The organism is Pseudomonas sp. CGJS7 (assembly GCF_036961695.1).
Map to the genome: position 1 here is coordinate 54,268 of NZ_JBAMDI010000019.1, position 24,688 is coordinate 78,955.

Annotated in this window: 21 protein-coding genes; 13 read left to right on the forward strand and 8 right to left on the reverse strand. The window is 62.3% G+C overall.

The features are described 5' to 3' along the window. From V7787_RS14195 to V7787_RS14205, 3 genes are all read left to right on the forward strand, one after another. Complete coding sequence (locus V7787_RS14195; RefSeq protein WP_020192893.1) at positions 1-606, forward strand: arylesterase; 606 nt, start codon at positions 1-3, stop codon at positions 604-606. Positions 607-664: 58 nt separating this feature from the next. Continuing rightward, positions 665-955: a hypothetical protein gene (locus V7787_RS14200; RefSeq protein WP_014591666.1), complete on the forward strand. Its 291-nt coding sequence runs from the start codon at positions 665-667 to the stop codon at positions 953-955. A 113-nt stretch (positions 956-1,068) separates the two neighbouring features. After that, complete coding sequence (locus V7787_RS14205) at positions 1,069-2,046, forward strand: L,D-transpeptidase family protein (protein WP_020192894.1); 978 nt, start codon at positions 1,069-1,071, stop codon at positions 2,044-2,046. 133 nt (positions 2,047-2,179) lie between these two features. Here the strand turns inward: V7787_RS14205 and V7787_RS14210 are convergent, their stop codons facing one another. After that, positions 2,180-2,431 carry an Lpp/OprI family alanine-zipper lipoprotein gene (locus tag V7787_RS14210; protein ID WP_003250288.1) on the reverse strand — a complete coding sequence of 84 codons (252 nt, stop codon included), beginning with the start codon at positions 2,429-2,431 and terminating at the stop codon, positions 2,180-2,182. Positions 2,432-2,938: 507 nt separating this feature from the next. Between V7787_RS14210 and V7787_RS14215 the strand changes: the two genes are divergently transcribed. Further along, the gene (locus V7787_RS14215; RefSeq protein ID WP_003250290.1) at positions 2,939-3,220 is read left to right on the forward strand and encodes a GNAT family N-acetyltransferase; all 282 of its coding nucleotides are present in this window, start codon (positions 2,939-2,941) and stop codon (positions 3,218-3,220) included. Positions 3,221-3,289: 69 nt separating this feature from the next. Here the strand turns inward: V7787_RS14215 and V7787_RS14220 are convergent, their stop codons facing one another. Next, complete coding sequence (locus V7787_RS14220) at positions 3,290-4,366, reverse strand: 3-deoxy-7-phosphoheptulonate synthase (RefSeq protein ID WP_014591663.1); 1,077 nt, start codon at positions 4,364-4,366, stop codon at positions 3,290-3,292. 232 nt (positions 4,367-4,598) lie between these two features. Between V7787_RS14220 and V7787_RS14225 the strand changes: the two genes are divergently transcribed. The 3 genes from V7787_RS14225 (at position 4,599) to cysB (ending at position 7,271) form a co-directional block, all read left to right on the forward strand. Then, a complete protein-coding gene (locus tag V7787_RS14225) occupies positions 4,599-5,546 on the forward strand; it encodes a putative 2-dehydropantoate 2-reductase (protein ID WP_104887343.1) in 948 nt (315 codons plus the stop codon). A gap of 124 nt (positions 5,547-5,670) precedes the next feature. After that, entirely contained in the window at positions 5,671-6,168 is a 498-nt protein-coding gene (locus tag V7787_RS14230; RefSeq protein ID WP_003250295.1) for a universal stress protein, read from the forward strand. Between the two features lie 128 nt (positions 6,169-6,296). After that, positions 6,297-7,271 (forward strand): HTH-type transcriptional regulator CysB, encoded by a 975-nt coding sequence (gene cysB / locus V7787_RS14235; RefSeq protein WP_010953293.1) that lies wholly within the window; start codon positions 6,297-6,299, stop codon positions 7,269-7,271. A 170-nt stretch (positions 7,272-7,441) separates the two neighbouring features. Here the strand turns inward: cysB and V7787_RS14240 are convergent, their stop codons facing one another. The 5 genes from V7787_RS14240 to rloA form a co-directional block, all read right to left on the reverse strand. Beyond that, positions 7,442-8,176 (reverse strand): phosphoadenylyl-sulfate reductase, encoded by a 735-nt coding sequence (locus tag V7787_RS14240; RefSeq protein WP_003250299.1) that lies wholly within the window; start codon positions 8,174-8,176, stop codon positions 7,442-7,444. Positions 8,177-8,256: 80 nt separating this feature from the next. Next, a complete protein-coding gene (pabB, locus tag V7787_RS14245) occupies positions 8,257-9,597 on the reverse strand; it encodes an aminodeoxychorismate synthase component I (RefSeq protein WP_104887345.1) in 1,341 nt (446 codons plus the stop codon). Between the two features lie 208 nt (positions 9,598-9,805). Then, positions 9,806-10,786 (reverse strand): alpha-L-glutamate ligase-like protein, encoded by a 981-nt coding sequence (locus tag V7787_RS14250; protein WP_064493421.1) that lies wholly within the window; start codon positions 10,784-10,786, stop codon positions 9,806-9,808. Continuing rightward, complete coding sequence (gene rloB / locus V7787_RS14255) at positions 10,786-12,321, reverse strand: osmotic stress tolerance membrane protein RloB (RefSeq protein WP_014591660.1); 1,536 nt, start codon at positions 12,319-12,321, stop codon at positions 10,786-10,788. The genes V7787_RS14250 and rloB overlap by 1 nt, the downstream gene beginning before the upstream one ends. A gap of 5 nt (positions 12,322-12,326) precedes the next feature. Next, entirely contained in the window at positions 12,327-12,863 is a 537-nt protein-coding gene (gene rloA, locus V7787_RS14260; protein WP_010953297.1) for a retropepsin-like aspartic peptidase RloA, read from the reverse strand. Positions 12,864-13,169: 306 nt separating this feature from the next. Between rloA and V7787_RS14265 the strand changes: the two genes are divergently transcribed. The 6 genes from V7787_RS14265 to prpD all read left to right on the forward strand — a co-directional run bounded on the left by V7787_RS14265 (position 13,170) and on the right by prpD (position 21,710). Next, positions 13,170-13,886 carry a GntR family transcriptional regulator gene (locus V7787_RS14265; RefSeq protein WP_003250308.1) on the forward strand — a complete coding sequence of 239 codons (717 nt, stop codon included), beginning with the start codon at positions 13,170-13,172 and terminating at the stop codon, positions 13,884-13,886. Continuing rightward, on the forward strand, positions 13,883-14,773 hold the full coding sequence (prpB, locus tag V7787_RS14270) for a methylisocitrate lyase (RefSeq protein ID WP_198747894.1): 891 nt from the start codon (positions 13,883-13,885) through the stop codon (positions 14,771-14,773). The genes V7787_RS14265 and prpB overlap by 4 nt, the downstream gene beginning before the upstream one ends. A gap of 60 nt (positions 14,774-14,833) precedes the next feature. Beyond that, complete coding sequence (prpC, locus tag V7787_RS14275; RefSeq protein WP_003250313.1) at positions 14,834-15,961, forward strand: bifunctional 2-methylcitrate synthase/citrate synthase; 1,128 nt, start codon at positions 14,834-14,836, stop codon at positions 15,959-15,961. Positions 15,962-16,123: 162 nt separating this feature from the next. Continuing rightward, positions 16,124-18,712: a Fe/S-dependent 2-methylisocitrate dehydratase AcnD gene (gene acnD, locus V7787_RS14280; RefSeq protein ID WP_064493420.1), complete on the forward strand. Its 2,589-nt coding sequence runs from the start codon at positions 16,124-16,126 to the stop codon at positions 18,710-18,712. A 151-nt stretch (positions 18,713-18,863) separates the two neighbouring features. Continuing rightward, positions 18,864-20,054, forward strand: coding sequence for a 2-methylaconitate cis-trans isomerase PrpF (prpF, locus tag V7787_RS14285; protein ID WP_017147771.1), 1,191 nt, complete (start codon positions 18,864-18,866; stop codon positions 20,052-20,054). 171 nt (positions 20,055-20,225) lie between these two features. Continuing rightward, a complete protein-coding gene (prpD, locus tag V7787_RS14290; protein WP_104887348.1) occupies positions 20,226-21,710 on the forward strand; it encodes a 2-methylcitrate dehydratase in 1,485 nt (494 codons plus the stop codon). Between the two features lie 175 nt (positions 21,711-21,885). On the opposite strand, the gene acnB is transcribed toward prpD, so the two are convergent. Then, positions 21,886-24,495 carry a bifunctional aconitate hydratase 2/2-methylisocitrate dehydratase gene (gene acnB, locus V7787_RS14295; protein WP_064493418.1) on the reverse strand — a complete coding sequence of 870 codons (2,610 nt, stop codon included), beginning with the start codon at positions 24,493-24,495 and terminating at the stop codon, positions 21,886-21,888. Positions 24,496-24,688 lie beyond the last annotated feature (193 nt).

Genomic DNA, 24,688 nt, shown 5'->3' on the forward strand with positions numbered 1-24,688 from the left:
ATGCGAGTGTGGTGGTTGAGTGCCGGTCTGGCCCTGTATTGCCTGGCCCAGAGCGCAGCGGCAGGAACACTGCTGGTTGTTGGCGATAGTATCAGCGCCGGTTTTGGCCTGGATAGCCGTCAGGGCTGGGTGTCTCTCTTGCAGGCCCGCCTCAGGGACGAAGGTTTTGACGACAAAGTGGTCAATGCTTCGATCAGTGGTGACACCAGCGCAGGTGGCCAGGCGCGGCTGCCGGCGCTGCTTGCAGCACATAAACCGAGCCTGGTGGTGCTGGAGCTGGGCGGCAACGATGGCCTGCGCGGGCAGTCGCCTGCACAATTGCAACAAAATCTTGCCTCGATGATCGAGCATTCGCGTCAGGCAGGGGCCAAGGTGCTGCTATTGGGCATGCGCCTGCCGCCCAATTATGGTGTGCGTTACACCACCGCCTTTGCCAAGGTGTATGAACAGCTGGCAGCGGACAAACAGGTTCCTTTGGTGCCGTTTTTCCTCGAAGGGGTAGGGGGAGTGCCTGAACTGATGCAGGCTGATGGCATCCATCCGGCCCAGGGGGCTCAGCAGCGCCTGCTGGAAAATGCCTGGCCAGCGATAAAACCCTTGCTGTGAAGCTTTAAACGGGGCCGCCTTTGGGCTAATGTTGCGCCCCCCGTTTCGAGTGCTCCAAATGCCGCGCCCTGCCTGGTCCCTGTATGCCTATCAACTGATCGAGCCCGACGAGCAGCTCGACCTGTTCGCCTGCCAGGAAAGCCGCGTCCACCTCGTGGCCCGTCAGCTCGAGCTGGGCGTGCCGGTCGACCGTACTTTGTGTGGCGGCCTGCTGCCAGCCCAGCCGCGTTGGTCGGGGGTGCCGCGATCGATCTACCGCGATGGTCGCCTGTGTGAGCTGTGCCGTGCCATCCTCGATGCCCAGCGACGTGGCATGCGTCCGGTGTGGCCAGAGCTGCACGGCAGCTGAACGAAAAGCACCTTTCATCATCTGAAACGCTTGCAACGTGCCAATGCCTCCCGCTTGCATCGGCACGGGTGTACAATCGACCCTCTTGACCCACCTTTCGAAGGATTTACCGGATGTTGCCGCGCTTTCCTGCCGTCACCCGTAGCCTGTCCCTGGCCGCCCTGTTGGTAGCGGGCCCCGCTGCTGCGCTGGAGCTGCCACTGCCACCGCCCGGTGAAGACATCGTCGGCCAAGTGCATGTGATCAAGGCAAAGTACGAGGACACGTTCGCCGATATCGGCACCGCGAACGACCTCGGCTACCTGGAAATGATTGCCGCCAACCCCGGCGTGGACCCTTGGCTGCCGGGCGCCGGCACCGAGATCATCCTGCCGACCCGTTTCGTCCTGCCGCCGGGCCCGCGCGAAGGCATCGTCATCAACCTGGCCGAGTACCGCATGTACTACTTCCCCAAGGGGGAGAGCGTGGTGTACACCTTCCCGCTGGGCATTGGTCGCGAGGGGTGGGGGTCGCCGATCGCCAACACCCGGATCACCGCCAAGACGCCCAACCCGACCTGGACGCCGCCCGCTTCGATTCGCAAAGAGCACGCCGAGGACGGTGACATCCTGCCGACTGTGGTGCCGGCTGGCCCGGACAACCCGCTGGGGCCGTTCAAGTTCACCTTGGGCGTACCAGGCTACCTGATCCATGGTTCGAACAAGAAGTTCGGCATTGGCATGCGCACCAGTCACGGTTGCTTCCGCATGTTCAACAACAACGTGCTTGAACTGTCGAAGATGGTGCCGGTGGGGACTCCGGTGCGCATCATCAACGAGCCTTACAAGTTCGGTATCAGCGCTGGCAAGGTCTATCTTGAGGCGCACACGCCGCTGGATGACCAGGGTAACCCGTCGGTTGTCGACAAACACACCGCAGTTATCAATGCCTTGCTCAAGCGCGAAGACCTGGCCAATAACCTACGCATGAACTGGGACATGGTGCGTGACGTGGTGGCTGCAGAAGATGGTATGCCGGTAGAAATTGCCGTGCCGGTGGAAAACCAGGGGGCCGCACCGATGGTGACGAGCATTCCGCCCGAACTGCAGTAAGGTAATTTCGGCGTACCCAGGCCTGCCCTTAGTGCAGGCCTTTTCGTACCTGCTGACCGCGTTTGCCGGTTTCAAAGGCAATAAAAAAGCCGACCCACAAGTGGGTCGGCTTCTTAACAATCCGTGAGGATTATTACTTGCGGCTGGCTTTGTCCAGCATACGCAGGGCGCGCTCGTTGGCTTCGTCAGCGGTCTGCTGAGCCTTCTGAGCGGCTGCCATTGCGTCGTCAGCCTTACGGTAGGCTTCGTCAGCACGAGCTTGAGCGCGAGCTGCTGCGTCTTCAGTCGCAGTCAGACGAGCTTCGGTTTCTTTGGATACGCTGCTGCAACCGGTAGCCAGAACTGCGGCCAGAGCCAGAGCAGAGAATTTCAGAACGTTGTTCATCGTGTTCCCCTTCAAGGACTTTCTATTAAATAGCCATCTCTCAGGAAAGAGAAACTGGCCGGCGTACATAGTACCCATTACTTGTAGTAAGTAAACTGACAGAGCGCAAGAACTGCAAAAAAAATGTTGCTTGACTCCGCGCCGACAAGATTTGCGACGTGTCTGTGAAAAAAATCTGCAGGGTTCGCAAGCGGTTGTGGTACAGGAACTTTTTTGTTGAACTAAGGGTGACTTTAACTGTCGATCAGCGTCTTAAGCCCTAGTACATCCGGTGGCTGTTGGGCGGGCTTGGGAAAGTCGCCTAGGCGGCGGTTTAGCCTTTTTTAACCGCCAGCACCTTGAGCAATCCCGCTTGCGGTGCCTACTATCTTGTCAGTGCCAGACGATCCGAACGATTACAATCGTCCAATGGTCGAAGCGGCAACAGGTGGCGTAGAGGATTCTGTGCCGGATAAACCACCATCGGTTAAGGTAAGGGTCTGCCGAGAAGACCTGCGAGGAGTAGTGATGAGCGAAGCGCTGACCATCCACCATGACCAGGCCGGTCATCAGTTCGAGACCAACGTGGACGGTCATCGTGCCTACTTGACGTACATGGATCTGGGCAAGCAGACGCTGGACATCTATCGCACCTTCGTGCCCAACGCCCTGCGCGGCCGTGGGATCGCTGCCGCCCTCACCGAGCGGGCTCTGGAGTACGCCGAGCAGATGGGTTACACGGTGATCCCGTCTTGCTCGTATGTGGAGCGTTACATGGAGCGCCAGCAGCGGCATTCGAGCAAGGCCTGAGCTGACGACAGGCACCAGACACAAAAAAAAACGCCGGGCAGTGCCCGGCGTTTTTCATTCCCGCAATGTTCAGCCGCGCTTACGCTGCGGCAGCACATCCTTGAGCTTGGCATGCATGCTGCGCAGCGTTTTCTCGGTAGCCGACCAGTCGATGCAGGCGTCCGTGATCGACACGCCATACTGCAAATCGTCCAGGTTTTTCGGAATGGACTGACAGCCCCAGTTCAGGTGGCTTTCGACCATCAGGCCGATGATCGACTGGTTGCCTTCGAGAATCTGATTGGCGACGTTCTCCATCACCAGCGGTTGCAGGGCCGGGTCCTTGTTGGAGTTGGCATGGCTGCAGTCGACCATGATGTTGGCCTTGATCTTGGCCTTGGCCAGGTCCTGTTCGCACAGGGCGACGCTGACCGAGTCGTAGTTCGGCTTGCCATTGCCGCCGCGCAGTACCACGTGGCCGTATGGGTTGCCCTTGGTGGTGACGATCGACACGCCGCCCTCCTGGTTGATGCCCAGGAAGCGGTGCGGCTTGGACACCGACTGCAGGGCATTGATGGCAACGGTCAGGCCGCCGTCGGTACCGTTCTTGAAACCCACCGCCGAGGACAGGCCCGAGGCCATCTCGCGGTGTGTTTGCGATTCGGTGGTGCGGGCACCGATGGCCGACCAGCTGATCAGGTCTTGCAGGTACTGCGGCGAAATAGGGTCGAGCGCTTCGGTGGCGGTCGGCAGGCCCATTTCGGCCAGGTCCAGCAGCAGCTTGCGGCCGATGTGCAGGCCGTCCTGGATCTTGAACGAGTCATCCAGGTACGGATCGTTGATCAGGCCTTTCCAGCCGACGGTGGTGCGCGGCTTTTCGAAGTACACGCGCATGACCAGGTACAGCGTATCGGACACTTCTTCGGCCAGCACTTTCAGGCGCTCGGCGTATTCGTGGGCTGCCTTGATGTCGTGGATGGAGCAAGGGCCGACCACGACGAACAGGCGATGGTCCTTGCCGTCGAGAATATTGCGCACCACTTCACGGCCGGCAGTCACGGTCTGCAGGGCCTTGGCGCTGAGGGGGATTTCCTTCTTGAGCTGATCAGGGGTGATCAGGGTCTCGTTGGAGGCAACGTTCAAGTCATCGATCGGTAAATCAGCCATCGTGTTACTCGTCAGGTCACGGGTGCCGGCCGCCAACTATCCCCGTGCGGCCCAGCAGCAAGAATAATCGCAGCGGGGAGCCGAACCTTAGCGCGTTACAGATGGCACGACAATGGGCTGAACCCAGTCATTGTGGGGTTTTTACCTGAGCGAGGGTGTTGCGCGCGAATGGACTGCCCAGCGCTACGTAACCTGTGTAAAAAGAGTGCTGACCCTTTACCTGGAGATTGGCATGCATTCGCACCCCCCTCGCATCGGCATCATCGGCAGTGGCGCCATCGGCGGCTTTTATGGGTTGATGCTGGCCCGGGCCGGTTTCGATGTGCATTTTCTGTTGCGCAGCGAGTACCAGGCCGTTTGTGAGCGCGGGCTGAGCCTGGACAGTGCCGTGCATGGCGCAGTGCACATGAATGTGCAGGCTTACGTCAGTGCCGCCGACATGCCGCCCTGTGACTGGCTCCTGATCGGGGCCAAGGCCACCAGCAACGAGCAGTTGGCGCCGTTGATCGTCCAGGCTGCTGCGCCCGGCGCCAAGGTGGTGCTGTTGCAGAACGGCCTGGGTGTCGAGGAGCAGTTGCGTCCGGCCTTGCGCAGCGACATGCACCTGCTCGGCGGCCTGTGCTTCATCTGTGTCAACCGCCAGGCTCCAGGTGTAATCCGCCACCAGGCGCTGGGGGCGGTCAACCTGGGGTATCACAGTGGGCCGGCCACCGATTTCGGTGTCGCGCTGGTGAATGAAGGCGCCGGGTTGTTCCAGGCTGCGGGGATCGACTCGCAGGCCATGCCGAACCTGGCCTTGGCGCGCTGGCAGAAGCTGGTGTGGAACGTGCCTTACAACGGGCTGTCGGTGCTGCTGGGGGCCAGCACTTCGCCACTGATGGCCGACAGCAATAGCCGCGAGCTGATACAGGCCTTGATGGCCGAGGTGGTGCAGGGGGCGGCAGCCTGTGGCCATGTACTGCCCGCGGGCTATGCCGAGCACTTGTTCCAGGTGACCGAGCGCATGCCCGACTACTGGCCGAGTATGTATCACGACCATGTCCACAAACGCCCGTTGGAGCTGGAGGCCATTTACGCTGAGCCGCTGGCACGCGCACGGGCGGCAGGCTGCAGCATGCCGCGCACTGAAATGCTGTACCAAGCGCTGAGTTTCATCGACAGCAGCGACCGGCCGGCCTGAGGGTGGCCGAGGCTTCGGCGGGGCCCTCCAGCCCACGGCAGCAGCGCGCCGGACGGCAAAGCGAGCGTCCGGCGCGCTGCTAAGCTGAAGCTTGCTCTGCCGCTGCGGCAGTCGAGGAGGTCGAATGATCCGCTCCATGCTGTACGCCACCGACCTCGGTGTCTACGCCCCTTTCGTGATGCAACACGCGCTGGCCCTGGCGCGCACGTTCGGTGCCGAGTTGTATGTGATCCACGCGGTCGAGCCGATGGGCCAGTTCGCCGAATCCCTCCTGCAAAGCTACCTCGATGAGCAGACGCTCGATCAATTGCACAGCCAGGGGGTGAACACAGTGATGGCGAACATAGAGCAGCGTGTGCTGGAAAACTTTCGCGACGAGTTGGGCGAAGAGGCTGACCTAGCGGTGATCAAGGCCGTGCGTGTGCGTCAGGGCGACCCGGCGCAGGTGATTCTCGACCAGGCCCAGCGGCTCAGCGTCGACCTGTTGATATTCGGTAGCCACAGTGCCGGTGCCGGGGTGGATGTACCGCTGGGGCGCACGGCGGTGCGGCTGCTGCAGCTGTCGCCGGTGCCGGTGTACATGGTGCCCTTGGCGCAGCATCTGGGGCGTAGGAAAACGTGAAGATAGGTGCAGTCCATTTCCGCGGGCATGTAACAAAATAGTTCTAGATTTATTTCCAGAACCACTAATATAGTTATATATCGTCGCTGCCTGCTGCCGCGGACTCACCGCTGAACCGAGGGAAACCTATGAAGCTTCAACAACTGCGCTACATCTGGGAAGTGGCGCACCATGACCTCAACGTCTCCGCGACGGCGCAGAGCCTGTATACCTCCCAGCCAGGTATCAGCAAGCAGATCCGCCTGCTCGAAGACGAATTGGGTGTTGAAGTCTTTGCCCGCAGCGGCAAGCATCTGACCCGCGTTACCCCGGCCGGTGAGCGCATCATCAATACCGCAGGCGAAATCCTGCGCAAGGTCGAGAGCATCAAGCAGATTGCCCAGGAGTTCTCCAACGAGAAGAAGGGCACGCTGTCCATCGCCACCACCCACACCCAGGCGCGCTATGCGTTGCCGCCGGTTATCAGCAGCTTCATCAAGCAGTATCCGGAGGTGTCCCTGCACATGCATCAGGGGTCGCCCATGCAGATTGCCGAGATGGCTGCGGACGGTACGGTCGATTTCGCCATCGCCACCGAGGCGCTGGAGCTGTTCGGCGACCTGATCATGATGCCGTGCTACAAGTGGAACCGTTGCGTTGTGGTGCCACAGGGGCACCCACTGGCCAAGCTGCCGAAACTGACCCTGGAAGCCGTCGCCGAATACCCGATCGTCACCTACGTGTTCGGTTTCACCGGGCGCTCGAAGTTGGATGAGGCTTTCAATCACCGCGGCCTCACGCCAAAAGTGGTCTTCACCGCGGCTGACGCCGACGTGATCAAGACGTATGTGCGCCTGGGGCTGGGCGTGGGTATCGTTGCCGGCATGGCTGTGGACGCCAAGCTCGACAGTGACTTGGTGGCGCTGGATGCCAGTGAGCTGTTCGAAGCCAGCATCACCAAGATCGGCTTCCGTCGTGGCACCTTCCTGCGCGGCTTCATGTGCGACTTCATCGAGAAGTTTGCCCCGCACCTGACCCGTGAAGTGATGGCCAAGGCCATTCAGTGCCATAACAAGCAAGAGCTGGAAGAATTGTTCGAAGGCGTCGAACTGCCGGTGCACTGATTCGGGGGGTGATGGGGTCGCTGTGGGAGTAACGGCCCTTGCTCAATGTCTAAAAGCTGGCGCGATCCCTGTGGGAGCGGGCTTGCCCGCGAACACGGGCGAAGCCCGTGCCATCCACCGCGGTGTCTTCTTCGCGGGTAAACCCGCTCCTACAGGCCGCCCTAGCTATCTCAAGCCTTGCTGATCAGGTTGCCCGCATGCAACCCGCATTCCTTCTGCGTCGACTCTTCCCACCACCAGCGCCCTTCACGCTCATGCTGGTTTGGCAGCACCGGGCGGGTGCATGGCTCGCAGCCAATGCTGATGAAGCCACGCTCGTGCAGGCTGTTGTACGGCAGCTCGAGCATGCGGATATAACCCCATACCTCTTCACTGCTCATCTGCGCCAGTGGGTTGAACTTGTACAGCGTGCGCTCAGGCGTGGAAAAGGCGCTGTCGATTTCCAATGCCGCCACCTGGCTGCGGGTGCCCGGGCTTTGGTCGCGGCGCTGGCCGGTGGCCCAGGCGCTGACGGTGGCCAGCTTGCGTCGCAGCGGCTCGATCTTGCGAATGCCGCAGCACTCGCCATGGCCGTCCTTGTAGAAGCTGAACAGGCCCTTTTCCTTGACGAACGGGTCGAGCTTGGCGCGGTCGGGGCTGAGGATCTCGATGGGCAGGTTGTACTGTTCGCGTACCTGGTCGATGAACCGGTAGGTCTCCGGGTGCAGGCGCCCAGTGTCGAGGCTGAATACCTTTACCTGCTTGTTCAGCTTCCAGGCCATGTCGACCAGCACCACATCCTCGGCGCCGCTGAAGGAGATCCACAGGTCATCACCGAAGTGCTCGAAGGCAAGCTTGAGGATGTCCTGCGGGGACTTGTTGGCATAGGTCGCGGCCAGGGCGGCGACGTCGAAGGGTTGGCTCATCAGGCGGTTTCCATCTTGGCTGTGGCGCTGTGCGCTCGTAGTAGGGGGATGGTAACAAAAAAATCGTGGTCTAGATGGGCTCACAAGCCCTGCAGGGTCTGCATCAGCACCCGCACTTTTGCGATCGACTCTTCATACTCGGCCTGCCACTGCGAGTCGGCTACCACCGCGCCGCCGCCCCAGCAACTGACCTGGCCATCTTTGATCAGCAAGCTGCGAATGGCGATCGAACTGTCCATTTCGCCGCGCACATCCACATACAGCAGCGAGCCGCAGTACAGCGCGCGGCGCGCGGGTTCCAGTTCGTCGATGATCTGCATGGCGCGGATCTTCGGTGCGCCGGTGATCGAGCCGCCAGGGAAGCTGTCGCCGATCAGGTCAAGCGCATCCTTGTCGCTGGCCAGCTGGCCGGTGATGCTGCTGACCAGATGGTGCACATTGGGGTAACTCTCCAGGCTGAACAGTTCCGGTACCTTCACTGAGCCAATCTCGCACGTGCGCCCCAGGTCGTTGCGCAGCAGGTCGACGATCATCAGGTTTTCCGAGCGGTCCTTCGGGCTGTGCAGCAGCTCCTGGGCATTACGCTGGTCTTCCGCCGGGTCGCTGGCGCGTGGGCGGGTGCCCTTGATCGGCCGGGTTTCCACCTGGCCCTGGCTGACGCGGATGAAGCGCTCGGGCGAAAAGCTCAGCAGGGTACTGCCGTCGGCCAGTTGCTGGTAGCCGGAGAAGGGGGTCGGGCAGGCCTGGCGCAGGGCCTGGTAGGCCCGCCATGGATCGCCTTGGCAGGGTGCGCGAAAGCGTTGGGTGAGGTTGATCTGGTAGCAGTCACCGGCCTGGATGTAGCGTTGTACCTGGTCGAAAGCGGTTTTGTATTGCTCCGGCTCCAGGTCGCCGGCCATCGGCGCGAGCAGCCGGAAGTCGCCGGTGGTGGCGCTGGTGTCCTGGAACAGGCTGATCAGGCGTTCGCGCTCGTCGCCGGCCAGGCTCGGGTGGAACACCAGCTGGCTGGTGCCGAGCAGATGATCGCTGACCAGTGCCCAGGCATACAGGCCCAGTTGTGCGTCTGGCAAGCCCAGGTCGTCCACGGCCAGACTTGGCAGGTGTTCCAGGCGGCGGCCGAAGTCGTAGCTCAGGTAGCCGATCAGGCCCCCGGCGAAGGGCAGCTCTACACCGTTGGGCAAGTCGGCGTGGCCCAGTTGTGCCAGGCCAGCGCGCAGGCGCTGGAGGAAGACGCGGCCATCTTCATCGGGCTGCGCCTGCAGTTGTTGCAGCGGCCAGGCGCTGAGCAGGTCGAAACGCCCGCGTTCGGCACCGGGGCGCGCGCTGTCGAGCAGGATCGCACCGGGGGCCTGGCGCAGGTGGGCGAAATAGGCGGCAGGGTCGGGCTGGTAGGGCAGGGGGTGTAGCGTGCAGGTCGGCATCAGTATGGACGGCGATGTAAAAGCGAGGAGGGCGATTGTAGACCTGTGCAGGAAAAGCGCCTAGCGCTGGGTACGACATTCAACATTGTGTTTGGCCCATACGCAGCACAAGGCAGTTCCTGCAGGTTGAGCGAAGCGCATGAATCAACTGCAGTGCTTGCAAGAGCAACCTTGTGCTGCGAATGGGCTGCAAGGCAGCCCCTGTATTTCAGCGGCTGGGCACATGCCCGAACAGACCCTGTGCTACCCGTACCCGCTGCTCGGCGTCTTCGGTCACACCCTCCTTGGCCAGTGCTTCGATGTGCGCCTCGATGGCATGGGTGCGCTGAGTCAGGCCGCAATCGTTGGCAATCTGGATGTTCAGCCCCGGGCGGGCGTTGAGCTCGAGAATCAGCGGGCCCTTGTCCTGGTCAAGCACCATGTCCACGCCGATATAGCCCAGGCCGCACAGTTCATAGCAGCCAGCGGCCAGCTTCATGAAACCGTCCCAGTTCGGCAGTTGCACGCCGTCCACCGCGTTGGTGGTGTCCGGGTGCTTGCTGATGATGTTGTTCAGCCAGGTGCCGCGCAGGGTCACGCCGGTGGCCAGGTCGACACCCACACCGATGGCGCCCTGGTGCAGGTTGGCCTTGCCGCCGGACTGGCGAGTCGGCAGGCGCAGCATGGCCATCACCGGGTAGCCCATCAGTACGATGATGCGGATATCCGGTACACCTTCGTAACTGATGCTCTTGAATATCTGGTCCGGGGTCACGCGGTACTCGATCAGCGCGCGGTCGCGGTGCCCGCCGAGGGAGTACAGCCCAGTGAGGATGCTGGAAATCTGGTGCTCGATTTCCTCATGGCTGATGATCTTGCCCGACACTGTGCGGTAGCGGTCCTCGAAGCGGTCGGCGATTACCAGGATGCCGTCACCGCCGGCACCTTGCGCCGGCTTGATGACGAAATCGCTGCGGCCGCCGATGATCTGGTCGAGCTTCTCGATCTCTTTTTCGGTCTCGATGATGCCGTACATTTCCGGCACATGGATGCCGGCCGCCAGTGCGCGCTCCTTGGTGATGATCTTGTCGTCGACGATCGGGTACAGGCTGCGCTTGTTGTACTTCAGCACATAGTCCGCGTTGCGCCGGTTGATCCCCATGATGCCCCGGGCCTCCAGGGCTTTCCACGTCTTGATGAGGCCAAACATCAGGTGTCTGCCTTGTTCAGGAAGGCCTTGAAGCGCACGAGCTCGGTCAGGCGGTAGCCGCGATAACGGCCCATCGCCAGCATGAAGCCCACCAGGATCAGCAGCACCGCCGGGAAGGTGAACACGAAGTACACCAGCTCCGGCACCATCATCAGCAGGTGTGCCAGGGAGGCGGCGAACAGGGTGCCGATGGCCACTTTCATGGCATGGCCGCCACCACGCTCCTCCCAGGTGATCGACAGGCGTTCGATGGTCATGGTCAGGATCACCATCGGGAACAGCGCTACCGACAGCCCGCGTTCAAGGCCCAGCTTGTGGCTGAACAGGCTGATGGCGGCAATCAGTACCACGACGAAGGTCAAGACCACCGACAGGCGTGGCAGCATCTGCAGCTTGAGGTGTTCCAGGTACGAGCGCAGCGACAGGCCCAGGGCTGTGATCACCGTGAACAGCATGATACCGAAGCCCAGCTGGGTTTCGCGGAACGCCAGGGCGATCAGCACCGGGGTGAATGTGCCCAGGGTCTGGATGCCGATCAGGTTGCGCAGCACCAGGATCACCAGCACGCCGATCGGGATCATGACCATGATCATGAAGGTTTGCTGGGTTTGCAGCGGCAGGCCGTACAGCGAGTATTCGAGGAAGTCGGCGTCGGTGTTCTCGTCGGTCAGCTTGGCCAGGCGGATGGCGTTCATCTCGCTGTTGTTCATGCTGAAGGTGACGGTGGCCTTCTTGCCGCCATCGACGGTGATCAGGTTGTCGTCACCGGTCCACCACAGCAGGCGGTCGCTCGGCAGGCCTTGCTCACCGGTGTCCGGGTTGAAGTACAGCCAGTCGTCGCCGTTGAAGCTGCGCAGCCACAGCTCCGGGGTTTGCGGGGTGTCGGCCAGCAGGCGGATGGTGTGCACCTTTTCCATCGGCACGTGGGCGATGGACAGCAGCAGGTCGATGACCTGGGCCTTCTTCATTGCCGAAGTGTCGCCGGCCAGCAGCAGCTTGACGTTGTCGTCGTTGAGGTTGTTGACCCGCTTGATGGTCTCGCTGACGAAGGTCTCGACGTCGGCCGAGTGCTGGCGTATAGGCGCCATCAGCGCTTCAGCGGCGATCTTCTCGGGGCCTTCGACGGCCAGGCTGTCACGGAAGGTCGGGCCTTTGACCTTGGTCTTCTCGTTGCTGTAGCGCTTGGTCAGTACCAGGCGGTAGTAGAGGGTCTGGTTGCCACTGGCGCGACGTGCCGACCAGGTAACCTTGCGGTTGCCGTCGGCACGGTTGATGCTGACCCCGTAGTTGTTGGAGATGAAGCTCTCGTTGAGGCTGACGTAGTCGCGGTTCAGCGGTGGCACGAACATCTGCACCTTGACCGGGTCCTTGCTGCTGGCCACGAACTCGACCTTGGCGTCGATGTTCCACAGGTCGTCGGTTTCATCCTCGGTCACCGGGATGCCGAGCACGAAGATCTGATAAGCCGTGACCGCCACGCCCAATAGCACCAGCACGGTGATCAGGACTTTCAGATGGAGGGTAAGAGAGCGCATCGGGATTACTCTGCTTTGGGAGCGTCGGTGGCACAGGCAGGTTTGCCGGCCGCATATTTAAGGCTTGGGTCAACCAGTGCGTCGAAGTGCTTGAGTGCCTCGGAACCGATCAGCAGCGGGAACTGGAACGCGCTGCGGTCGGTGAGGTTGACTTCGATGGTGCGCCTGGTCTGGCCCATGCAGATTTCGAGTTCGATGACCGGGCGGGCCGTGTAGGCCTTGCCCGATTCGGCATCATAGTCGCCGGCCCGGCGCTTGATCTTGCTGACGCGTGCCAGTGGGCGTTCGATCGGGTGCGAATGGGCCGCATCGATGGCGAGGTAGAAGCGTACCCAGCTTTCGCCATTGCGCTTGAACCGCTTGATGTCGCGGGCGCTGAGCGACGCGGTCTTGGCACCGGTGTCGAGCTTGGCGGCCACTTCCAGGTCCAGGTCGCCCAGATGTGCGTATTCGTTGAGACCATACACGGTCTTGCCCGCAGCCTGGCCAAGGGCCGGCAGCAGGGTGAGGCATAGCAGCAATAAAACGGGTGTAAGTCTCATATTCCTGGCGCGGTGCATTGCAAGGTTCTAGGCAAGGTTCAGGTCAAGGTGACTGGCAATTACTGCGCAAGCTTCCTCGTTTATCTGTCAAAAGGCACGAATGCATGACAGACAGGCTATCCATACCCCATCGGAGGCGCGGCATTCTATCACGCCGACGTCTTGACGCCAGCGGTGCGCGATCTGACAGCGTTGAAGTGGTGATAGTTCGCGATTAGACGATTGTCGACAATGTTCATTTTGTCTTTGACTTGCAGGTCTTGTTTCGCTAGTTTCTGGCCAAGAGTTTCAAAAGGTGTCGACAATATGCAGGACCTTTCCACCCCCGGCCCGGTGCTGACAGACGAAACGGAAACCCTCTCCGAAAACGTCTTCCGGCGCATCCAGGCGGCCATTGTCAAGGGTGATATCGCCCCCGGCAGCAAGATTTCCGAGCCGGAGTTGGCGCGCACCTATGGCATCAGCCGCGGGCCGCTACGCGAAGCTATCCACCGCCTTGAAGGCCAGCGCTTGCTGGTGCGCGTGCCGCATGTGGGCGCGCGGGTGGTATCGCTCAACCACGCCGAACTGATCGAGCTGTACGAAATTCGCGAGTCGCTGGAAGGCATGGCCTGCCGCCTGGCCGCCGAACGCATGAGCCAGGCCGACATCGACGAACTGCGCCGGGTGCTCGACACCCATGAGCGCGATGCCGCGTTCCAGGCCGGCCTGGGGTACTACCAGCAGGAAGGCGACTACGACTTCCATTACCGGATTATTCAGGGTAGCGGCAACCAGACCCTGGTCAAGATGCTCTGCGGCGAGCTGTACCAGCTGGTGCGCATGTACCGTATCCAGTTCTCTGCCACGCCTAACCGGCCACGCCAGGCCTTTGCCGAACACCATCGCATTCTTGATGCCATCGCCGACCGTGACGGCGAACTGGCCGAACTCCTGATGCGCCGCCACATCGGCGCGTCCAAGCGCAATATCGAGCGTCACTACCTGGACGCCCACAACAACAGCACACGAGGTGAGAAATGACAGTCAAGAGCACCCCCGGTCAGCGTTTCCGTGACGCCGTTGCCGCTGAGCATCCGCTGCAGGTGGTTGGCGCCATCAACGCCAACCATGCCCTGCTGGCCAAGCGCGCCGGCTTCAAGGCCATCTACCTGTCAGGTGGCGGCGTGGCTGCCGGCTCCCTGGGCCTGCCAGACCTGGGCATCACTGGCCTGGACGACGTGCTCATCGACGTGCGTCGCATCACCGACGTGTGCGACCTGCCGCTGCTGGTGGATGTCGACACCGGCTTCGGCGCTTCGGCTTTCAACGTTGCCCGTACCGTGCGCTCGATGAGCAAGTTCGGCGCTGCCGCCATCCATATCGAGGACCAGGTTGGCGCCAAGCGTTGTGGCCACCGTCCCAACAAGGAAATTGTCAGCCAGCAGGAAATGGTCGACCGTATCAAAGCTGCCGTCGACGCCCGCAGCGATGACAGCTTCGTGATCATGGCGCGTACCGATGCGCTGGCCGTCGAAGGCCTGAACGCCGCCCTGGACCGTGCCGAAGCGTGTGTCGAAGCTGGCGCCGACATGATTTTCCCGGAAGCCATCACCGAACTGCAGATGTACAAGACTTTCGCTGATCGGGTGAAGGCACCGATCCTGGCCAACATCACCGAGTTCGGTGCCACGCCGCTGTACACAACCGAAGAGTTGGCCTCGGTCGACGTGTCGTTGGTGCTGTACCCGCTGTCGGCGTTCCGCGCCATGAACAAAGCAGCCGAGAACGTGTATACCGCGCTGCGCCGTGACGGCACGCAAAAGAACGTGATCGACACCATGCAGACTCGCATGGAGCTTTACGATGCCATTGGTTATCACGCCTTCGAGCAGAGCCTCGATGCACTGTTTGCCCAGAAGAAGGGCTAAGCGCTAGCGCCCGAATTAGCCAGAAAGCATCCATAACAAATTCAAGAAAGGAGAAACACCATGGCCGAAGCAAAAGTACTCAGTGGCGCAGGCCTGCGTGGCCAGGTGGCCGGCCAGACTGCACTGTCGACCGTGGGCCAGGCCGGTGCCGGGCTGACCTACCGTGGTTATGATGTGCGTGACCTGGCCGCCGGTGCCGAGTTCGAAGAAGTCGCCTACCTGCTGCTGTACGGCGAGCTGCCAACCCAGGCCGAACTGGCCGACTACAAGCGCAAGCTCAAGGGCCTGCGTGACCTGCCGCAAGCCTTGAAGGAAGTGCTTGAGCGCATCCCGCGCGATGCCCACCCGATGGACGTCATGCGCACCGGTTGCTCGGTACTGGGCACCCTCGAACCAGAACTGACCTTCGAAGCCCAGCGCGACAAGACCGACCGCCTGCTGGCGCTGTTCCCGGCCGTGATGTGCTACTGGTACCGCTTCACCCACCATGGCGTACGCATCGACTGCACCACTGATGAAGACACCTTGGGTGGCCACTTCCTGCACCTGCTGCACGGCAAGAAGCCGAGCGAGCTGCACGTCAAGGTCATGAACGTGTCGCTGATTCTCTACGCTGAACACGAATTCAACGCCTCGACCTTCACTGCCCGCGTCTGTGCCTCGACCCTGTCTGACTTGTACTCCTGCGTTACCGCAGCCATCGGCTCGCTGCGTGGCCCGCTGCACGGCGGTGCCAACGAGGCTGCGATGGAGCTGATCGAACGCTTCCAGAGCCCGCAGGAAGCCACCGCCGAGCTGCTGCGCATGCTCGAGCGCAAAGACAAGATCATGGGCTTTGGCCATGCCATCTACAAAGAGTCCGACCCGCGCAACGAGGTGATCAAAGGCTGGTCGAAGCAGCTGGCTGACGAAGTGGGTGACAAGGTGCTGTACCCGGTGTCCGAAGCCATCGACAAGACCATGTGGGAGCAGAAGCGCCTGTTCCCCAACGCCGACTTCTACCATGCCTCGGCGTACCACTTCATGGGCATTCCGACCAAGCTGTTCACCCCGATCTTCGTCTGCTCGCGGCTGACCGGCTGGGCGGCGCACGTCTTCGAGCAGCGCGCCAACAACCGCATCATCCGCCCGAGCGCCGAGTATGTCGGCGTCGAACAGCGCCAGTTCGTGCCGATCGAGCAGCGCTGAATAGCTATAGAGAGGCAACCCGTTTCCCTTGAGGGAGCGGGCGTGCCCGCGAATGCACCCGGCCTTGCAACCACTGTGCACCTGCTGACGCATTCGCGGGTACGCCCGCTCCCACAGGTACGGTGAAACCTTCCGAATCCTGTGACCGAGCCTGATTCCATGATGAACACTGCATACCGCAAGCAACTGCCAGGCACCGACCTGGACTACTTCGATGCCCGCGCGGCGGTCGAGGCGATCAAGCCCGGCGCCTACGACGGCTTGCCTTACACGTCCCGCGTGCTCGCCGAGAACCTGGTGCGCCGCTGCGACCCTGCTACGCTCGACGCCTCGCTGAGCCAGCTGATCGAACGCAAGCGCGACCTCGACTTCCCGTGGTTCCCGGCCCGCGTGGTGTGCCATGACATCCTTGGCCAGACTGCGCTGGTCGACCTTGCCGGCCTGCGTGACGCCATTGCCGACAAAGGCGGCGACCCGGCCCAGGTCAACCCGGTGGTGCCGGTGCAATTGATCGTCGACCACTCGCTGGCCGTCGAGTGTGGTGGTTTCGACCCGCAGGCCTTCGAAAAGAACCGCGCCATCGAAGATCGCCGCAACGAAGACCGCTTCCACTTCATCAACTGGACCAAGAAGGCGTTCAAGAACGTCGACGTGATCCAGCCGGGCAACGGCATCATGCACCAGATCAACCTGGAGAAGATGTCACCGGTGGTCCACAGCGACCGCGGCGTCGCCTACCCGGACACCTGCGTCGGCACCGACAGCCACACGCCGCACGTTGATGCACTGGGTGTGATCGCCATCGGCGTAGGCGGCCTGGAAGCCGAAAACGTGATGCTCGGCCGCGCCTCCTGGATGCGCCTGCCGGAAATCGTCGGCGTCGAGCTGACTGGCAAGCTGGCCCCGAACATCACTGCCACCGACCTGGTCCTGGCCCTGACCGAGTTCCTGCGCAAGCAGAAAGTGGTCGGCGCTTACCTGGAGTTCCATGGCGAGGGTGCCCGCGCCCTGACCTTGGGCGACCGCGCCACCATTTCCAACATGGCCCCGGAATACGGCGCCACGGCGGCGATGTTCGCCATCGATCAGCAGACCATCGACTACCTGCGCCTGACCGGCCGTGAAGAGCAGCAGGTCAAGCTTGTGGAAACCTACGCCAAGGCCACCGGCCTGTGGGCTGACAGCCTGGGCGGCGCCGTCTACGAGCGCACCCTGAGCTTCGACCTGTCGAGCGTGGTACGCAACATGGCCGGCCCGTCCAACCCGCATGCCCGCGTCGCCACCAGCGACCTGGCAGCCAAAGGCATCGCCGGCAGCTGGGAAGAAGTGCCGGGGCAGATGCCGGACGGCGCGGTGATCATCGCTGCCATCACCAGTTGCACCAACACCAGCAACCCGCGCAACGTGATTGCCGCAGGCCTGATTGCGCGCAATGCCAACAAGCTGGGCCTGACCCGCAAGCCGTGGGTCAAGTCGTCGCTGGCTCCCGGCTCCAAGGCCGTGCAGCTGTACCTGGAGGAAGCAGGGCTGGAGAAGGAGCTGGAGCAACTTGGCTTTGGCATCGTCGCCTTCGCCTGCACCACCTGCAACGGTATGTCCGGCGCCCTGGACCCGGTGATCCAGCAAGAAATCATCGACCGCGACCTGTACGCCACTGCCGTGTTGTCGGGTAACCGCAACTTCGACGGGCGTATCCACCCGTACGCCAAGCAGGCCTTCCTGGCCTCGCCACCGCTGGTGGTGGCGTATGCCATTGCCGGTACCATTCGTTTCGACATCGAGAAGGATGTGCTGGGGGTGGTCGATGGCAAGGAAATCCGCCTCAAGGACATCTGGCCCAGCGACGAAGAAATCGATGCGGTGGTGCGTGCAGCGGTCAAGCCGGAGCAGTTCCGCAAGGTGTACATCCCGATGTTCGCCATCGAGGAAGACCGCGGGCCGAAAGTTGCGCCGCTGTATGATTGGCGCCCGATGAGCACCTACATCCGCCGCCCTCCCTACTGGGAGGGTGCCCTGGCCGGCGAGCGCACGTTGCGTGGCATGCGCCCGCTGGCGGTGCTGCCGGACAACATCACCACCGACCACCTGTCGCCGTCCAACGCCATCATGCTCGACAGCGCCGCCGGTGAATACCTGGCGAAAATGGGCCTGCCGGAAGAAGACTTCAACTCCTACGCTACCCACCGTGGCGACCACCTGACCGCCCAGCGCGCCACCTTCGCCAACCCCAAGCTGTTCAACGAAATGGTGCGCAATGACGATGGCAGCGTGAAACAGGGCTCGCTGGCGCGTATCGAGCCGGAAGGCAAGGTTACCCGCATGTGGGAGGCGATCGAGACCTACATGCAGCGCAAGCAGCCGCTGATCATTGTCGCCGGTGCCGACTACGGCCAGGGTTCGTCCCGTGACTGGGCGGCCAAGGGCGTGCGTCTGGCCGGTGTCGAGGCGATCGTGGCCGAAGGCTTCGAGCGTATTCACCGCACCAATCTGGTAGGCATGGGCGTGCTGCCGCTGGAGTTCAAGCCGGGCACCGACCGCAAGACCCTGGGCCTGGATGGCAGCGAAACCTATGACGTGCTGGGTGCGCGTACGCCACGGGCGACCCTGACCCTGGTGGTTACCCGTGCCAATGGCGAGCGCCTTGAGGTACCGGTGACCTGCCGTCTGGACACCGCCGAGGAAGTGTCGATCTACGAAGCGGGCGGGGTGCTGCAGCGCTTTGCCCAGGACTTCCTCGAAGCGACCGCCTGAGCATGAATCGGGGGCCGCTTTGCGGCCCTTTCGCGACACAAGGCCGCTCCCACAAAGGGCGGCGCAGTACCTGTGGGAGCGGCCTTGTGTCGCGAAAGGGCTGCAAGGCAGCCCCAGGGTATTTCACCGGACTATCAGGATGCCCAAGAAAATGGCACATGTACCCCAGATCAAAATCCCCGCCACCTACATCCGCGGCGGCACCAGCAAAGGCGTGTTCTTCCGCCTGCAGGACCTGCCCGAGCAGGCGCAAATTCCAGGTCCCGCTCGCGATGCGCTGCTGCTGCGGGTAATCGGCAGCCCCGACCCTTACGGCAAGCAGATCGACGGCATGGGCGGCGCCACGTCGAGCACCAGCAAGACCGTCATCCTGTCGCAAAGCATCAAGCCCGAGCACGATGTCGACTACCTGTTCGGCCAGGTCAGCATCGACAAGGCCTTCGTCGACTGGAGCGGCAACTGCGGCAACCTGTCCGCTGCGGTCGGTTCGTTTGCCATCAGCAGTGGCCTGGTCGACCCGGCGCGTATTCCGCGCAACGGTATCGCCACCGTGCGTATCTGGCAGGCGAATATCGGCAAGACCATCATCGCCCACGTTCCGATCACTGAAGGTGAAGTGCAGGAAACCGGCGACTTTGAGCTGGACGGAGTCACCTTCCCGGCGGCCGAGGTGCAGCTGGAGTTTCTTGACCCTGCAGCCGATGAAGACGGCGGTGGCGGTGCCATGTTCCCCACTGGCAATCTGGTCGATGACCTGGAAGTGCCGGGGGTCGGTACGTTCAAGGCGACCTTGATCAATGCCGGTATCCCGACCATTTTTGTCAATGCTGCCGATATCGGCTACACCGGTACCGAACTGCAGGACGCCATCAACGGCGATCCGCAGGCGCTGCTGCGCTTCGAGACCATTCGCGCCTATGGCGCCGTGCGCATGGGGCTTATCGACAACGTCGACCAGGCTGCCGGGCGTCAGCACACGCCGAAAGTGGCGTTCGTCGCGCCGCCGAGCACCTACACTGCCTCCAGTGGCAAGGCGGTGCAGGCCGGTGAGATCGACCTGCTGGTGCGGGCCTTGTCGATGGGCAAGCTGCACCATGCCATGATGGGTACGGCTGCGGTGGCAATTGGCACTGCGGCGGCCATTCCGGGCACGCTGGTCAACCTCGCCGCTGGCGGAGGCGAGCGCAGCGCTGTGCGTTTCGGTCATCCTTCGGGCACCCTGCGGGTCGGGGCCGAGGCACGCCAGGTGAATGGTGAGTGGACGGTAACCAAGGCAATCATGAGCCGTAGTGCTCGCGTGCTGATGGAGGGCTGGGTTCGCGTGCCTGGCGACAGCTTCTAACGCACCACTGGCGCTCGGCTTTAGTTCGTTGGGGCCGCCAAGCGGCCCTTCGCGGGCTTGCCCGCTCCCACAGGGTAACCACAGGTTCTGAATGCCGTGGTCAACCTGTGGGAGCGGGCAAGCCCGCGAAGGGCTGCACAGCAGCCCCGGCAATTCTGAAGGGAGCTGGATATGAGCGCCAACGTAGACCTCAACGACCGCCCGGATTACGACCGGGTGCTACAAACCCTGGCCGACTACGCCCTCGGCTACCGGGTCGAATCCCGCGAGGCCCTGGACACCGCGCGCAACTGCCTGATGGACACCCTCGGTTGCGGCCTTCTCGCCTTGCGCTTCCCTGAGTGCACCAAGCTCCTTGGCCCCCAGGTGGAAGGCACGCTGGTCCCGAATGGTGCTCGCGTCCCCGGTACCTCCTATCGCCTCGACCCGGTCAAGGCCGCCTGGGACATTGGCTGCACGGTGCGCTGGCTGGACTACAACGACACCTGGCTGGCCGCCGAATGGGCTCATCCCTCGGACAACCTTGGCGGCATCCTTGCAGTGGCTGACCACCTGTCACAGAAACGGGTTGCCGCGGGTGAAGAGCCACTGCTGATGCGTGATGTGCTGGAGGCCATGGTCATGGCGCATGAGATCCAGGGCGTGCTGGCGCTGGAAAACGCCTTCAACCGTGTCGGCCTCGATCACGTGATTCTGGTGAAGGTCGCCTCGACCGCCGTGTGCGCCAGGCTGATGGGGGCCAATCGTGAGCAGATGCTCTCGGCCTTGTCCCACGCCTTCGTCGACGGCCAGGCCCTTCGCACCTATCGCCATGCGCCCAACGCCGGTTCGCGCAAGTCCTGGGCTGCGGGTGACGCCTCCAGCCGAGGTGTGCGCCTGGCCGACATCGCCTTGCGTGGGGAAATGGGCGTGCCGGGCGTGCTCACGGCGTCGCAGTGGGGGTTCTACGATGTTTCGTTCAGCCATACCAACAAAGACCTGGCGCTCAAGCCCGCCGGGCAGTACGAGCTGCGCCTGCCCCAGGCGTTGGGCAGCTATGTGATGGAGAACGTGCTGTTCAAGGTCAGTTTCCCTGCCGAGTTCCATGCGCAGACCGCGTGTGAAGCAGCAGTCACCCTGCATCCACTTGTGCGTAATCGTCTGCATGAAGTCGACCGCATCGTCATCACCACCCAGGAATCAGCGATCCGCATCATCTCCAAGAGCGGCCCACTGGCCAATGCCGCCGACCGTGACCACTGCCTGCAGTACATGGTGGCCGTGCCACTGATCTTTGGTCATCTGGTGGCCGAGCATTATGAGGACGCCTTCCATGCCAACCACCCCAGTATCGACCGCCTGCGCGAGAAGATGGAGGTGGTGGAAGACCCGCGCTTCAGTCGCGAGTACCTGGAGCCGGACAAGCGTTCGATCGCCAACGCGCTGCAGGTGTTCTTCAAGGATGGCAGCAGCACCGAGCAGGTGGTGGTGGAGTACCCGATCGGGCATCGTCGGCGGCGCGGGGAGGGGATACCGTTGCTGGAGGCCAAGTTCAGGGCCAACCTGGCGACCCGCTTTGCCCGGCAGCGGTGTCAGCAGGTTTTCGAACTGTGCAAGGACCAGCAGAAGCTGGAAGGCACGGCTGTGCACAGGTTCGTGGACTTGTTTGTGATATGAGGTGGCCTGTGCCGGCCGCTTCGCGGCTAAAGCCGCTCCTACAAGGGCATGCGCAGGTCTCGAACACCGTGGGGGCCCTGTAAGAGCGGCTTTAGCCGCGAAGCGGCCGGCACAGGCCAAAACAACAAAGCCCCGGCATCGCTGCCGGGGCTTTGTTTACAACGTGTAACTCAGCTTACGCCTGGACCACCGGGATCTTGGCGTTGGCTGCCGCTTCGCGGAACTCGGCGATCTGGTCGAAGCTCAGGTAGCGGTAAACGTCGGCAGCCATGCTGTCGATGTCTTTCGCGTACTGCATGTACTCTTCGACGGTCGGCAGTTTGCCGATGATCGAAGCGACAGCGGCCAGCTCGGCCGATGCCAGGTACACGTTGGTCGCGTCGCCCAGACGGTTCGGGAAGTTACGGGTCGAGGTGGAGACCACGGTCGAACCGGTCTGCACACGTGCCTGGTTGCCCATGCACAGCGAGCAGCCTGGCATTTCCATGCGTGCACCGGCCTTGCCGTAGATGCCGTAGTAGCCTTCTTCGGTCAGCTGGTGAGCGTCCATCTTGGTTGGCGGAGCCAGCCACAGACGGGTCGGAATGCCACCCTTGACCTTCTCCAGCAGCTTGCCGGCAGCGCGGAAGTGACCAATGTTGGTCATGCACGAACCGATGAACACTTCGTCGATCTTCTCGCCTTGTACCGAGGACAGCAGGCGGGCATCGTCCGGGTCGTTCGGCGCGCAGAGCACAGGCTCCTTGACGTCGGCCAGGTCGATTTCGATGATTTCGGCGTATTCGGCATCGGCGTCGGCCGACAGCAGCTCAGGCTTGGCCAGCCAGGCTTCCATGGCCTGGGCGCGGCGCTCCAGGGTGCGGGCATCGCCGTAGCCTTCGCCGATCATCCAGCGCAGCAGGGTGATGTTGGACTGCAGGTACTCGGCGATGGCCTTTTCCGGCAGCTTGATGGTGCAACCGGCAGCGGAACGCTCGGCCGAGGCATCGGACAGCTCGAAGGCTTGCTCGACGGTCAGGTCGTCCAGGCCTTCGATTTCCAGGATGCGGCCGGAGAAGGCGTTTTTCTTGCCTTTCTTCTCGACGGTCAGCAGGCCCTTCTGGATGGCGTAGTAAGGGATGGCATGAACCAGGTCACGCAGGGTGATGCCTGGCTGCAGTTTGCCCTTGAAGCGCACCAGGATCGATTCTGGCATGTCCAGCGGCATGACGCCGGTGGCGGCAGCGAAGGCCACCAGGCCGGAACCGGCTGGGAACGAGATGCCGATCGGGAAGCGGGTGTGCGAGTCGCCACCGGTACCTACGGTGTCAGGCATCAGCATGCGGTTCAGCCAGCTGTGGATGATGCCGTCGCCCGGGCGCAGCGACACGCCGCCACGGGTGCGGATGAAGTCTGGCAGGGTGTGGTGGGTGGTGACGTCGATCGGCTTCGGATAGGCCGCGGTGTGGCAGAACGACTGCATGACAAGGTCAGCAGAGAAGCCCAGGCATGCCAGGTCTTTCAGTTCGTCGCGCGTCATCGGGCCAGTGGTGTCCTGGGAGCCGACGGTGGTCATTTTTGGCTCGCAGTAGGCGCCTGGGCGCACGCCCTGGCCTTCTGGCAGGCCACAGGCACGGCCGACCATTTTCTGCGCCAGGGTGAAGCCCTTGCCGGAATCGGCAGGCTGCTCTGGTTTCTTGAACAGGTCGGAAGCACCCAGGCCCAGCTCGGCACGGGCTTTTTCGGTCAGGCCACGGCCGACGATCAGCGGGATACGGCCGCCAGCGCGGACTTCATCCAGCAGCACTTCGGTTTTCAGCTCGAAGGTGGTGACCAGTTCGTCGCTGTCGTGACGGCGTACTTCACCTTTGTATGGGTAAACGTCGATGACGTCGCCCATGCCCAGGTTGGTGCAGTCGAATTCGATCGGCAGGGCGCCGGCGTCTTCCATGGTGTTGTAGAAGATCGGGGCGATCTTGGTGCCGAAGCAGAAGCCACCGGCGCGCTTGTTCGGCACGTAAGGGATGTCGTCGCCGAAGAACCACAGTACCGAGTTGGTAGCGGATTTACGCGAGGAGCCGGTACCGACAACGTCGCCGACATAGGCCACCGGGAAGCCCTTGGCCTTGACGGCTTCGATCTGGGCCAGCGGGCCGACCGAACCAGGCTGCTGCGGCTCGATGCCGTCGCGGGCCATTTTCAGCATGGCCAGGGCGTGCAGCGGAATGTCAGGGCGCGACCAGGCGTCCGGGGCAGGCGACAGGTCGTCGGTGTTGGTTTCGCCAGGCACCTTGAACACGGTCAGGGTGTACTTGTCGGCGATGGCCGGGCGCGAGGTGAACCACTCGCCGGCAGCCCAGGATTCCAGGACGGCCTTGGCGTGCGTGTTGCCGGCCTTGGCTTTTTCGGCCACGTCGTGGAAGGCATCGAACATCAGCAGGGTGTGCTTGAGCTGTTCGGCCGCGACGGCGCCCAGTTCGGCGTCATCCAGCAGTGCGACCAGCGTTTCGATGTTGTAGCCGCCCTGCATGGTGCCCAGCAGTTCGGTGGCGTGCTTGCGGTCGATCAGTGGCGACTTGGCTTCGCCCTTGGCGACGGCGGAGAGGAAAGCGGCCTTGACGTAGGCAGCTTCGTCGACCCCTGGCGGTACGCGGTTGGTGATCAGGTCTACGAGGAAGGCTTCTTCGCCGGCCGGCGGGTTTTTCAGCAGCTCGACCAGGCCTGCAGTTTGTTCGGCGTTCAGCGGCTGGGGAACGATACCCAGGGCGGCGCGCTCTTCGATGTGTTTGCGGTAGGCTTCAAGCACAGTTATTTCCCTCATCAGTGGTCCCTAAAGGGGGGTCCGGGACGCTTATCCAGCATTCAATGCACCCATGCGCTGCCGCGGCTTTGTGGGCCGCCCAACCAGGGTCGCAAGGAATCCTTACAGAAGCTGCTTTCAAAGTTTTACGCCTGCAGAACGGGGACTGATGAGGGCTGGCGCGGGCATGCGAGGGATG

Excerpts from the sequence above, each read along its gene's own strand:
- V7787_RS14195 (WP_020192893.1), top strand. The coding sequence starts at position 1 with ATGCGAGTGTGGTGGTTGAGTGCCGGTCTGGCCCTGTATTGCCTGGCC.
- V7787_RS14200 (WP_014591666.1), top strand. The coding sequence starts at position 665 with ATGCCGCGCCCTGCCTGGTCCCTGTATGCCTATCAACTGATCGAGCCC.
- V7787_RS14205 (WP_020192894.1), top strand. The coding sequence starts at position 1,069 with ATGTTGCCGCGCTTTCCTGCCGTCACCCGTAGCCTGTCCCTGGCCGCC.
- V7787_RS14210 (WP_003250288.1), bottom strand. The coding sequence starts at position 2,431 with ATGAACAACGTTCTGAAATTCTCTGCTCTGGCTCTGGCCGCAGTTCTG.
- V7787_RS14215 (WP_003250290.1), top strand. The coding sequence starts at position 2,939 with ATGAGCGAAGCGCTGACCATCCACCATGACCAGGCCGGTCATCAGTTC.
- V7787_RS14220 (WP_014591663.1), bottom strand. The coding sequence starts at position 4,366 with ATGGCTGATTTACCGATCGATGACTTGAACGTTGCCTCCAACGAGACC.
- V7787_RS14225 (WP_104887343.1), top strand. The coding sequence starts at position 4,599 with ATGCATTCGCACCCCCCTCGCATCGGCATCATCGGCAGTGGCGCCATC.
- V7787_RS14230 (WP_003250295.1), top strand. The coding sequence starts at position 5,671 with ATGATCCGCTCCATGCTGTACGCCACCGACCTCGGTGTCTACGCCCCT.
- cysB (WP_010953293.1), top strand. The coding sequence starts at position 6,297 with ATGAAGCTTCAACAACTGCGCTACATCTGGGAAGTGGCGCACCATGAC.
- V7787_RS14240 (WP_003250299.1), bottom strand. The coding sequence starts at position 8,176 with ATGAGCCAACCCTTCGACGTCGCCGCCCTGGCCGCGACCTATGCCAAC.
- pabB (WP_104887345.1), bottom strand. The coding sequence starts at position 9,597 with ATGCCGACCTGCACGCTACACCCCCTGCCCTACCAGCCCGACCCTGCC.
- V7787_RS14250 (WP_064493421.1), bottom strand. The coding sequence starts at position 10,786 with ATGTTTGGCCTCATCAAGACGTGGAAAGCCCTGGAGGCCCGGGGCATC.
- rloB (WP_014591660.1), bottom strand. The coding sequence starts at position 12,321 with ATGCGCTCTCTTACCCTCCATCTGAAAGTCCTGATCACCGTGCTGGTG.
- rloA (WP_010953297.1), bottom strand. The coding sequence starts at position 12,863 with ATGAGACTTACACCCGTTTTATTGCTGCTATGCCTCACCCTGCTGCCG.
- V7787_RS14265 (WP_003250308.1), top strand. The coding sequence starts at position 13,170 with ATGCAGGACCTTTCCACCCCCGGCCCGGTGCTGACAGACGAAACGGAA.
- prpB (WP_198747894.1), top strand. The coding sequence starts at position 13,883 with ATGACAGTCAAGAGCACCCCCGGTCAGCGTTTCCGTGACGCCGTTGCC.
- prpC (WP_003250313.1), top strand. The coding sequence starts at position 14,834 with ATGGCCGAAGCAAAAGTACTCAGTGGCGCAGGCCTGCGTGGCCAGGTG.
- acnD (WP_064493420.1), top strand. The coding sequence starts at position 16,124 with ATGAACACTGCATACCGCAAGCAACTGCCAGGCACCGACCTGGACTAC.
- prpF (WP_017147771.1), top strand. The coding sequence starts at position 18,864 with ATGGCACATGTACCCCAGATCAAAATCCCCGCCACCTACATCCGCGGC.
- prpD (WP_104887348.1), top strand. The coding sequence starts at position 20,226 with ATGAGCGCCAACGTAGACCTCAACGACCGCCCGGATTACGACCGGGTG.